The organism is Laspinema palackyanum D2c (genome assembly GCF_025370875.1).
GTDB lineage: Bacteria > Cyanobacteriota > Cyanobacteriia > Cyanobacteriales > Laspinemataceae > Laspinema > Laspinema palackyanum.
The window spans coordinates 72,005-82,994 of sequence record NZ_JAMXFD010000030.1; the positions used below are offsets into that span (position 1 = coordinate 72,005).

At 44.6% G+C, this 10,990-nt stretch carries 8 protein-coding genes and 1 tRNA gene; 5 read left to right on the plus strand and 4 right to left on the minus strand.

Features of this window, described 5'->3' with window-relative positions; all coding sequences use genetic code 11:
* The first annotated feature begins 5 nt into the window (after positions 1–5).
* From NG795_RS24405 to NG795_RS24425, 5 genes are all read left to right on the plus strand, one after another.
* The gene (locus NG795_RS24405; RefSeq protein WP_367291219.1) at positions 6–311 is read left to right on the plus strand and encodes a hypothetical protein; all 306 of its coding nucleotides are present in this window, start codon (positions 6–8) and stop codon (positions 309–311) included.
* Between the two features lie 153 nt (positions 312–464).
* Positions 465–537 (plus strand) — tRNA-Ala (locus NG795_RS24410).
* 750 nt (positions 538–1,287) lie between these two features.
* On the plus strand, positions 1,288–2,577 hold the full coding sequence (locus tag NG795_RS24415) for a Glu/Leu/Phe/Val family dehydrogenase (RefSeq protein ID WP_367291220.1): 1,290 nt from the start codon (positions 1,288–1,290) through the stop codon (positions 2,575–2,577).
* A gap of 511 nt (positions 2,578–3,088) precedes the next feature.
* Complete coding sequence (locus tag NG795_RS24420; protein ID WP_367291226.1) at positions 3,089–3,280, plus strand: ribbon-helix-helix domain-containing protein; 192 nt, start codon at positions 3,089–3,091, stop codon at positions 3,278–3,280.
* Between the two features lie 324 nt (positions 3,281–3,604).
* Entirely contained in the window at positions 3,605–4,807 is a 1,203-nt protein-coding gene (locus NG795_RS24425) for a Druantia anti-phage system protein DruA (protein WP_367291221.1), read from the plus strand.
* An 85-nt stretch (positions 4,808–4,892) separates the two neighbouring features.
* Here NG795_RS24425 and NG795_RS24430 read toward each other — a convergent pair whose 3' ends face one another.
* From NG795_RS24430 to NG795_RS24445, 4 genes are read right to left on the minus strand one after another with little or no spacing between them, the layout of a single operon-like run.
* Positions 4,893–6,635 (minus strand): ATP-binding protein, encoded by a 1,743-nt coding sequence (locus tag NG795_RS24430; RefSeq protein ID WP_367291222.1) that lies wholly within the window; start codon positions 6,633–6,635, stop codon positions 4,893–4,895.
* Between the two features lie 10 nt (positions 6,636–6,645).
* Positions 6,646–7,935 (minus strand): hypothetical protein, encoded by a 1,290-nt coding sequence (locus NG795_RS24435; protein ID WP_367291223.1) that lies wholly within the window; start codon positions 7,933–7,935, stop codon positions 6,646–6,648.
* A complete protein-coding gene (locus NG795_RS24440) occupies positions 7,935–8,615 on the minus strand; it encodes a hypothetical protein (protein WP_367291224.1) in 681 nt (226 codons plus the stop codon). The genes NG795_RS24435 and NG795_RS24440 overlap by 1 nt, the downstream gene beginning before the upstream one ends.
* Positions 8,605–9,813 carry a hypothetical protein gene (locus NG795_RS24445; RefSeq protein WP_367291225.1) on the minus strand — a complete coding sequence of 403 codons (1,209 nt, stop codon included), beginning with the start codon at positions 9,811–9,813 and terminating at the stop codon, positions 8,605–8,607. Before NG795_RS24445 ends, NG795_RS24440 begins: the two co-directional genes overlap by 11 nt.
* Between the last annotated feature and the right edge of the window lie 1,177 nt (positions 9,814–10,990).

Here is a 10,990-nt window from a genome sequence, read left to right on the forward strand (position 1 = left end):
AAGTTATGATTCTGATCCTCATAATCGTCATAGCTTTGGTGGCCTGGTCCCTGCACCTGATGCAGCAAGCCGTCGATAAAAGTGAATTTTCGCTGATGCTGGCAGGGACCTTGGTCGCAATGGCTGCGGCAGCAATGATGGCCGTCTATTTCCTAATGGGCGACTATATGCTGTATGTCCGAGAAATGGCGAATCGAGGAGTGGTAGAGTCTTATTACACTTCCACCAGCGCCGTGAGTGTTAATCCTTGGATAGAACCGGGGACGATAGAGTATTATGAAACGAGCGATCGCGCCCCAGGGCTGCCATAGTTCTAACCTTTCAGGGACGCTTAAGAGGGCTAATATGGGATGAAATTGCTTCCCGGCAAGGATTAGCAGATTCTTGCAAAAAAATTGAAAAATTTTGGGTTAACCTAGTTGACAAATTAATCGGGTTCGTGCCAATATAATAAAGCGCTGAACGGGGCTATAGCTCAGTTGGTAGAGCACCTCAATGGCATTGAGGGGGCCAGCGGTTCGAGTCCGCTTAGCTCCATATAAATCAGAAAGAGGGACACAGTAATACTGTGTCCCTCTTTTTTTGCATCGGGGACCGACAACCTCTCTCTGTTCTTATCTTAATTTGGGCGCTTTGATACTCCATACGGTATTTAAAGGTCTATAAAAAGGGATTGTAGGGGCGCAATGCTTGCGCCCCAGGGGCGCAAGCATTGCGCCCCTACACATACAGATTGATGCCGGTTGTTTTTATAGACTTATCAGTACCGGATTCCGTATGAGAATCAAAAATCCCCCTAAATTTAGCAAGAACCAGAGGCACTACAGTCTCGATTGTCCCCAGTGATTAAGCAATCCTAGGAGGCGATCGCACCCGTAGATCCGCCACAGAAACCTCGGCAAAACAGAACAAGATTCCTCACCAACCGAGATCCAGGGAAAACCTTGATTCTCGCGATCCCTATCACCCTCTGTTTACCCCAATCGCGATCCCCAATCCCCACGGGCCGTAATTATACTGAATTTAATCCGGCGATCGCTCCTAGCTCCCAGAGTTTACTCAGTCTTAATACTCATGCCAAAAGGCATATCAAATTTTCACAATAAAACTGTTACAATTTATACTAAATTTACAATTTACAGAGATTTTTCGGTTAGGCTACGAATAACAAGGAAATTAATCACAGCGTACTGACATCCCGCGCCACTCCAGCCGCAAATCATCTGGCGGAAACCGGGCACGGGATCACCGAGTTGATCCGCCCTTCATTCCCCAAACTATAAATTTATGGTTTTATCAACGCCGTTAACAGAACTTGCTCCCTCTCCGGCTTACATTTGTCCCCATGACCGTGCCTGCACCTACTTGGGACAAGCCGCCCTTGCCTTAGAAATGGATCCGAACATCTTGCGGATTCTCGAACAACCCCGCAAAGTCGTCACCGTCTCCATTCCCGTCCTTTTAGATAATGGCGAAGTCCAAGTCCTCGCCGGACATCGAGTCCAACATTGTGATGTTCTTGGACCCTATAAAGGGGGTACTCGCTATCATCCCGCCGTCACCTTACAGGAATTATCCGCCTTAGCCATGCTGATGACCTGGAAATGTGCCCTAGTCGGAATTCCCTACGGAGGGGCCAAAGGTGGGATTGCGATCGACCCCCATCGTTACTCCGTTCGCGAATTAGAACGAATTACTCGACGCTACACCAGCGAACTGATTAAAGATATTGGACCGGCGATCGATATTCCCGCCCCCGATATTGGCACCTCTTCCCAAGAAATGGCCTGGATGATGGATACCTATTCCATGAATGTCGGTCATGCCGTCCCCGGAGTCGTCACGGGAAAACCGCTATCCATCGGCGGATCCAAAGGTCGGGCGATGGCAACAGGACGGGGTGTGATGATTACGGTCCGGGAAGCTTTAATCGAACGGGGACAAACCTTATCCCAAGTCCGGATTGCGATTCAAGGGTTTGGTAAAGTGGGTGCCGCAGCAGCAGCCTTACTCCATGAAGCCGGGGCCAAAATTATCGCTGTTTCTGATGTTTCCGGTGCTTTCTTTGCCGAAAACGGTTTAGATATTCCCGCATTGGAAGGATATGCTCGGGAGCACAAAGGCAGCTTGAGAGGATTTCCCGATGCAGAACTCATTACTAACGCCGAATTATTGGCCCTCCCCTGTGATGTGCTGATTCCCGCAGCCCTAGAAGACCAGATTACCGAGGAAAATGCCGATCAGGTCCAAGCTCAAATCGTGGCGGAAGCGGCTAATGCCCCGGTCACCTTAATGGGCGATCGCCTCCTAGAAGCGCGAGGGGTCACCGTCCTCCCGGATATCTTAGCCAACGCCGGAGGCGTGGTGGTCAGTTATCTGGAATGGGTCCAAGGTCAATCCTACGTCTTTTGGGATGAGGAACGGGTCAACCGCGAAATGGAAGGGTTGATGGTGCAAGCCTATCAGCGAGTCAGCGAACTGGCCCAAAACCGTCAGATTCCCTTCCGACAAGCGGCCTATATGTTGGGAGTCGGGCGCGTCGCTGAGGCTTTAGGCGATCGCGGTCTGTATCCATAACCCTTGGCAAGGGGGCGATCGCATATCCTCTGACATCAGGAACGATAAGATCGCTCTTGTATCCACAACAAACATCTATCATTACGCTTGTTCTCAGGCTGAGTGGGAGAATGCCTACGGATAACTTAGATCTTCTTCTACCCGCTGTCCCACCAGTGTTTATATCTGGTGGGAGCTTTTTTGTGTTTCTCTAACGATTCCGATGACCCGTACTACTGGTTCTCTAGCATCTGAAGTTGACACACTTCCGTAGAAAGCTGACACTCTAAAATCATCTTCACAACTAGGTGTACTGGTGATTGGACGGTGGGTAGATTACTCGAATAAACCTCCTACTCTTCCCGATAGGGCTTACCCGTAACACACTGGGTCTCCGAATGATTTGGTTAACTTTCTTTAAGGATTACTCAAATATGAGTACCTATGACTCATAATAGGTTCGTATCTGTGTAATTAACGAGATAAGGGTAACAGAGACTGTATGATATTAAGTCAGTGTATCCACCCAGACATGAGCAAACGGATCCAAGTCATCCTGTCAGATAGGGCAGCAGCAGACCTAGAAGAATGGGCGCATTCTGAAGGTCGCTCTGTCTCCAATCTTTCTGCTTACCTGCTAGAGAGGGCAATAGAGGAAGCTAGGCATCAGGGGCGTCTCAAAAACTACCCCAAAAATCCTCCGCAGTCATCATCAGAGCAGTAAGTCGAGGCACATTTACTACAAATGTCCGACTATATTCTGAAATTAGATTGAGGGCAGATGTTCTTATTCAGCTAGTAAATTCTATTAACTATTCGTTTTTACCGAAGTTAATATTTGGACTAAATTTTTGTAAAAATCTTTAGAAGATAAAGAAAGTTCATATTATCTTGCTTTGAATATATGAATTTAAAACCAGGTGAATAATACCCACATTATTTAATCATAATTCAGATTAAAAGTCCCCGAATTTGCGGTAGGTTAATATGGGTAGGCTGAATTACATTACCATAAATTTTTATAACGGATAAATGTATGCATAGTTCTTTGGCTGAATCGGAAATTCAGCAGTCTGAATGGTTAGAAGAAGTACCTAATTTCTCTCCCCTAGTTCATGCAAAGAAGCTAGAAAATGAAGCTCAAGAAATGCTGGAGGCGATTAACCAAGAATTACGAAATTTAATGAGAATTGTCAACCCGGATGAAAAATCTCATTACCGAAGCTATACCAATCATTCCCGTCTAATAGCATTAGAAAAACATCAAAAATGGTTGGCAAATAACTGGCCAAAATACAGCCATGTGTTTGCCGAACCACAAGAAGTCGATCCTAGTGCGATTAAACCCCGCTTAGAATTGATAGAACAGCGATCACAGCGGGATATTTTTCGGGTAGCTCGTTTATACTGGAACCTGCCATACAGTCGGGGCTACGGTAGAAGATTAGAATATTTATTGTGGGATGATTCTAATGAAAAATTAATGGGGCTTCTCGGTTTACAATCAGCACCCATTGCTTTGTCAGCCAGGGATCGAAAGTTTAACATTCCTCGTGACAAAGAACGGAAAATTGAAATTGTGAACCAGACGATGGATGCCTACACATTAGGTGCCTTGCCACCCTACAGTGATTTACTGGCAGGAAAACTGGTTGTTTTAGCAGCAGCATCACAAGAAGTAAGAAAAGATTATGAACGTCGTTACGAAGGACGAAAAACGGTGATGAGAGAGAGAGTGCTCCCTGCAATTTTGATAGGGATAACTACCCTCAGTGCCTTTGGAAGAAGCTCTTTGTACAATAGGGTTAGCAAAGGAAGTAATGGTAAGCAAAACCAATGGGCGACTATTTCTCTTGGAGCCTGTGAAGGCTGGGGTACTCTACATTTTAGCGATGCTCTATACGCTAAAATGAAAACTTTTCACAAGCAGCTTTTTCCTGACAAACCGCTGAGAGGTTTTGGCACAGGTCCCAAAATAAGGCTCCAAGTCACTAAGCGAGTCCTGAAAAACCTTGGCTTACCAGAAGGCAAACTGACTCGGCATAATCTTAAACGTGAAGTTTTTATGATCCCTCACGTGGAAAATCTCGATGAGGTCTTGAGTGGAACTGGAGAAGCACCAATTTACAATGACGACCCTTTTGATGAATTGGCAACCTTTTGGAAAGAACGTTATTGTTTGCCTCGTTCTTCCCTGCGATGCTCTATAGAAGGAAAACATACGATTGCTCTAGCTATCGGGGTTTTATGAAAAAAGTACCCTACATTACTGATGAATCTAGGGTACTGGCTTCCCTTATGGTTGAGAAATAAAAAATTTTGATAGACCAAGTGGCCTATAGATAATTTTCAATTTGAACGGAAACGATCTTTTTAGGTGAGCCGTAAGCAATAACACCACCTCCAATAGGAGCAGAGGCTAAATCATTGCGATAGCCTGATAAGGCTGGACAAGCATCTGCAAGATGTCGAAAATCGTTAGCGTGTTCTAAGGGAAGGACGAGGAAACCATCAAATTGACCTAGAAGTTCTTTTTGAATTGCCTGTGGACGTTGGGTAATGGCAAGTAGGCCAATCTGATAACTGCGGCCAGTAAAGGCAATTTTGGCAAAAATGGAGTCGGGGTCGGCTACTTTGTCCTGAGAAAGGAGGTACTGAGCTTCTTCTATCGCCGCCACAACTGGGATCATGCGATCGCGTTGCTCTTTACTCCCGCTCGCCATTGCTTGATTATGTCGGAAAATATGGTACAAGAGAACGACTGTGAGCATTTCACGCTCGTGATCTTCTAGTTGGTTTTTGTCTACTATAATCGTGCAGCCTTCCCGCAGGTATTGAAGGAGCTTACCCGTGCAGTCACCATAACTGGCATTCCTAGTCATAAATGGCATTTTCAAAAGTCGCTGCACTGCACGACGGATGTAAGATAAGCGATCTCGCAAACCTTTATCAATATCCTCTTCCTCATTAATCTCTTCTCCTTTTTTAACCTTTTTTTTGCCAGTAGCACTATAAAACATTGGGCCATATTTCCGGCCCCAGATTACAGTGTTGGGCATACCATACTCATCCACTGCTAACAGATCGCTAAAAAACTCTGATGATTTTCTTCCGGTATCTTCTATCAACCGCACTACATTCGTTTGAGCTTCAGTCAGGTTAGCCAAGTCACACAATACTGACAGAGATAGAGTTTCTAGCGGTAATTGCAAATTAACAATATCCCTAATTCGATGGGTATGCTCTCTATACTCATCAGGATTGCAACTCAGAATAACAAGCTTGTCTTTAGATACCGCTCCCAACTTAGAGATCAATCCCGGTACAGTTTCCCCAGATTGATTATAAGTATCGAAGGGATATTCCATCTTAAAATCATCGACTAGAAACCCCACTTGACGGTTCTCCTGTTTGGAAGACATGGCGCGTAGATGACCGTCGAGGAGTTGACGCATAGCGGTAGACTTGCCTTTCCCAGTTTGACCCACTATTAAAAACCTTTTACCCACTAACTCCACTGTAGAAAAACGCACGGGTACATGGGGTCGGTTTTCTCGGCCCACACGAAGCGAACCAATATCTACACCGATTTGCCACTCACTCGCCATCAACTTTTCCGTATGGCTACTGGCTTCAACTACCGTGGTCGTGTACTTACTTGGACGATATCCTCGTTCTGTAATTTCTCGTTCTTGAATTTCCCCCAGCAGGGTACAAATCGCTAGATTTTTGCAAAGAGCGCGGAAAGTTGGATCGTCAACTTCTTTATCCGGTCGCCGTCGCAGCAAATCTAACATTTGAGCGTGTTCTGTCTTATGAGGAAAAGCATAGTCTATATCAACTACCATCAATAAATAATGGCGATGCGTCCGATTGTCTTTTGCTTCGAGTAAATCACCAACCCTGCAATCAAAATTTACGTCTAGTTCAACTTGATAACGCTTTTGATCGCCGTCCGATTGAGTGCCTACAACGAAATTAATTTCTTGGGGTTGTGGAACTTCTCTGGGTGGAAAAAACTCCATCAATGTATTATTCGAGGCTCCAGAGGTGGTCGTAATGTTTTTAGCTTCTGTCATTTAATTATTTTTAGGTGATATTGTGCAGTTTATGAGACGTGGCATCAAGGGGATTTTCGACCAATTCGCTCAAAATTATATTAGAAGTAGCAAATGCTTCTAAATATTTCTGCCGAAGCAGACTGGCTTTTTCAGACGTGAGGACTACCTCGTGGTGCGCTAGTCCCAGCAAGTTGGGATAACCAAAGCGTGCTACTTCTTGCTCGCACAACCAAAGAAGTTCCCTGAGAGTCGGCTCGACTAGGTTTTCAATGTCGTTATTGTCAATCAGTAAGTCTGTTACATATAGATGAGGAATATTTTTTTTCTCCGTCAAATGAACTTCTCCATTCAATATATTCCTCTGCCAATCTAGTAAAGTTTTTGGTTCCCTGACAAGCGCTTTGTAGTGATGCAGATCGTAAACGTTGAATTCGAGTACAACAAAAGTCATATAATTTGTTGGATCGGGACAAAAAGCAGTCCACAAAGCCCCAATCCCTGCTAAATCTCTGTGATCTTTACCTCCCAGCATGAGGGTTTTACGATTAGTATAGACATCATTAGCGTAACTCTCGTTAATGGTTTCTGGTGGGACAATGAAGTAAAAGGCTCTATCCGTCTTTTTGGCTATTTCTCGGACCAGCGGGCATAACATACTATAGACCGCACCTGATTTGACAACTGCCACGCAGCGGACATCATTTCGGACAGCAGTTCGTCCCAACTCATCAACCCAGGAAGCTGCTTGCTCCATTTGGCAGTTAAACCGTCCATCCTTAAGTACCAAACTACCTGGAGCTAGTTGGTGAGTAACCGCTGCTCTTAATGAGAGCCACTCCCCTGTTGCCCTTTCCACGGCTGCGATGGGTCGTACCCCTTTCTTATTGTTGAATTTTGGGTTTAGTAAGGGAGGTTCAGTCGGTCTAGCAGATGATAGGGTTTGCCTAATTGCATAAAAATCATTTCGGAAGCAACGATTTTCTTCTGGATTGAGTAAATCCATTGTTAGATGGTAATAAAATAAATCCTCTCTTACCAAGAAATTACTGGCAGGCCCATCACGATAAATTCCCGCATCCGGATCCCTTGGATCCAATTCTACATAGAGAACCCCCCAAGCCGCAATTCCCTGTTCGGGGCTATAAGGAACATAAAATATCTGCTGATCTGTGCCATCAAGTGCAGCAATATACGAAGTAGTTGGGTCGATGGAAGGCTCTAGAGTGTAGTATTCAGGCATGACAGAAGGGAGTGGCCTTGCCATGCCAGCCTCAACATTTTCGCGGATTGCGTTGAAATGGCGATCGTAAATGTCCATTACGGTTTCCTCTTATAAGTTTCGAGTGGAGTTTTGCGTGTGATAGCGGGAGCCGTTTGGTAAATGTATGTCCAGCCTCGTTCTGCATCCTCGCGCTCTAATGCCGTGACTTTTTCTCGACCAACCAGACCAGAACTAAATAACTTTTGGAGGTAAACACTCAAATTACCTACAGCTTTTTTAGAAGTCGCCCCTTCTTGAATCGCTGCGATTTGACTAGCACTAGCAGGGCCTTTTTCTTCTAAAAAACTCAATAACTCCTGAAACTTATTTGGAACTTGACCGATTAAGTGGGCTTCTCCTTTCTCGTCGATAGTCCATATTACTTTGGGGGGGGTAAAGCGGCGAGCTTCGCTTTCAAGGCTGTCTCTTGCCATTTCGCGTACATGGCTGAAAAGAACTGGGATTTTGTACTCTGCTGCTAAATCGGGTGCAGACTCCACCAAAATTTTAGCTGCTGAAGGGGTAAGTACATCTATCCCTTCCAAATTAATGATATAAAGGATATCATCTTGGGTAGGCTGCCAATATTCTTTGAGTAAACCGATCATTTCCGGGGTTCGGAAATGTTTACCACCTAATTCCATAAGCATGATAATATTTCGGCCCCGACCATGTATTACGCCATCAGGATGACGATTTTTAACTTCTCTCAATAAATCTAACTGTTTAATAGACATTCTTGCTACTCCGATTTCTCGTTTCTTTGCAAAACAATTGCAGGTTAAATAGGATGCTTCTAGGCAAGAAAGCATCACTTCTGGGTTTGGGTCCAATAATTTCAAAACTTCTTGAGGAGTGAAATATTAAATGGTGAGTTTTCCAGTTGATAATGAGTAGTCCCTTATATCGAGGCAGCAAGTCTTCATAGATATAACGCATTCCACCTCCGTTACTACTGAGGAGGCTGTTTGCGAGACTATCTGCTGTATCTTCTGGGGGCCACCAGGGAAGGTGTTCGATGGGGTTTGACCATATAATTTCTATTTGTCCACTGGGCCAAATAGATAGTCCGAATATTCCCTTATTCCCGTGATCTACTAGGTTTTTAACCACCTCACTAATCAGTATTAATAGTTTAAGGTAGGTGGAATTTCCAGTTCTATCTATGATATTAGCTAACCATAGTTCCATATTTTTTATTATATCATTGCGATTCTTGTCGTTGACCATTAGCAAAGGTGAAATAATTCGGGATTGAAATTCCGTTAAATCTGATGTCCATACATTCCGGAAAGGCTTTTTTGTTAACCCTTCCATTCCCAAAACATCCCAAAGTTTACCTACAGGAGTATTCTGATTGGGGCGGATAAAATGAAATTCTTTTATAGGCTTTCTTCCAGTTTCATGGAACATATTATCTGACCACTTGCCTAATGTTCCGTAGCAACGTAATAGATTAATGAATACGGCTAAATTAACTAGCCCCCCCCGACCCAGGAGATATTGTTCTTTACGGGAAAAAAACTCACCGGAGTTGGGCTGACAAGCATACTCCTGAGCCAGTTCAAGATGTCTACAATCAAAAACAATTTCTGACGGGACTTGATTGCTTTTCCATCCCTGCTTGGCCTCCCGGATCCCCTGGCAAGGGTCAAATGTAGTAGGAACATAGACAGGAATCTGCGGAAGCAGACTTAGAACGGGGGAATTGCCTCTATCTACTCTAATATCTCTGTTTTGGGATCTTTCGGAGGTGGCTTTGTCAGTCTCAATACGATCAACTTTGTATTTATTGACGGCTTCTTTTGCTGTTGATCGCCTACTCTGGTATGGAGTCGCTTCTGCTGGCACACTAGGGGCTTCTGGGAAGAAGCCCGGTAAGTCTTCCAGTGATAGTTGTCCTGGGGCAGATTTAATTTTCCGTTTCCTGCTCATGGTTAACCTTCTCACGGTGAGTCTAGTAGAGATAGACCACAATAAATAAAAGCATTATAATTTATTTCCAATCCTTTTTCCAAAAGGAGTTGCATAGTGCTTCCCCGTCAGGAGAGTAGGGATCTACACGGCATTCTAGTTCCCTGATCATTTCAGCCTGCCTGCGGACAACGGTTCTTAAGTAATCATTCTCAGTTTCCAGTTCTACTCGCCGACTTTCGTTCCCACTCAAGGGGCGGTGTGGGCTGAACTCTGTGTGTTTCGGCATCTGTAACCTCCGACTGTCTATTGCGTTATTGGGATTTTCACCAAAATAAAAGGCTTACTTAATAAATATATTTCTTTTTTCTTGATATGGCAACCCCTTAGTCTAGATTTTTAGAATCGGAGGTTTGAATACCCAAACCCCTGTGTTGCCTTGGGCGTTTCTAGAGTTTGATGCTGTGGTCCCTATCGATTTCAAGAGGAGAGTCGCAACGATAACGACAGGGGGGCCTTCTCGACCATGAGATGGAAACACAACGGCTGTTTTCCCAGTGGAGATATGTTTGTAGACTTCCGTCATAACTGCCAGGACACAGTAGCTAAAATTCATGAGGACGCAAGGAGTGGTTGTTGAAATCAGCGATCGGTTTTCAAAGCGGGGACAACATTCCATCTGGGTAAGCGCTGAATGATTGAGACTGCAAGCTTTTTATTGAAGTGGAGTATCTCTAGTTCCGTCAGTAGCAGATGTAAGGGATCTCGGCCCCCATTGTCTGATCTGCTGTTCCTTGTTGGTTCCTTCATTATATAGAAGACTCGATTAGCGACTGACAACCCTGGGCTTAACCCTGGCTCCTTTATAATGCATTCCACCCGGGCTGAGGGAGCTTCCTCTATATAGATAGCGCTGGTGGTGCGATCGCCTCGACCAATATCCTCTAATAACCATCCCTGGAAGAGAGGGTCCAACACAATCCAAGGGGGCAACGCAGCTTGAGAATTGACTGCGATCGCCCCCTTGGACTTTCCTGTCTCAGGAAATATCAAATTTTTTTCCAACTGAAACTCCTTCCCTGTATGGCTTCCAGACTTTTTCAAAAAAAAATCAAAAAAAATCCTCAAAAACGCTTGACAAACCCTAGTGGGTTAGTTAAAGTAGTAAAGCGCGGTGAGGAAAGGCAACGAACCGAGT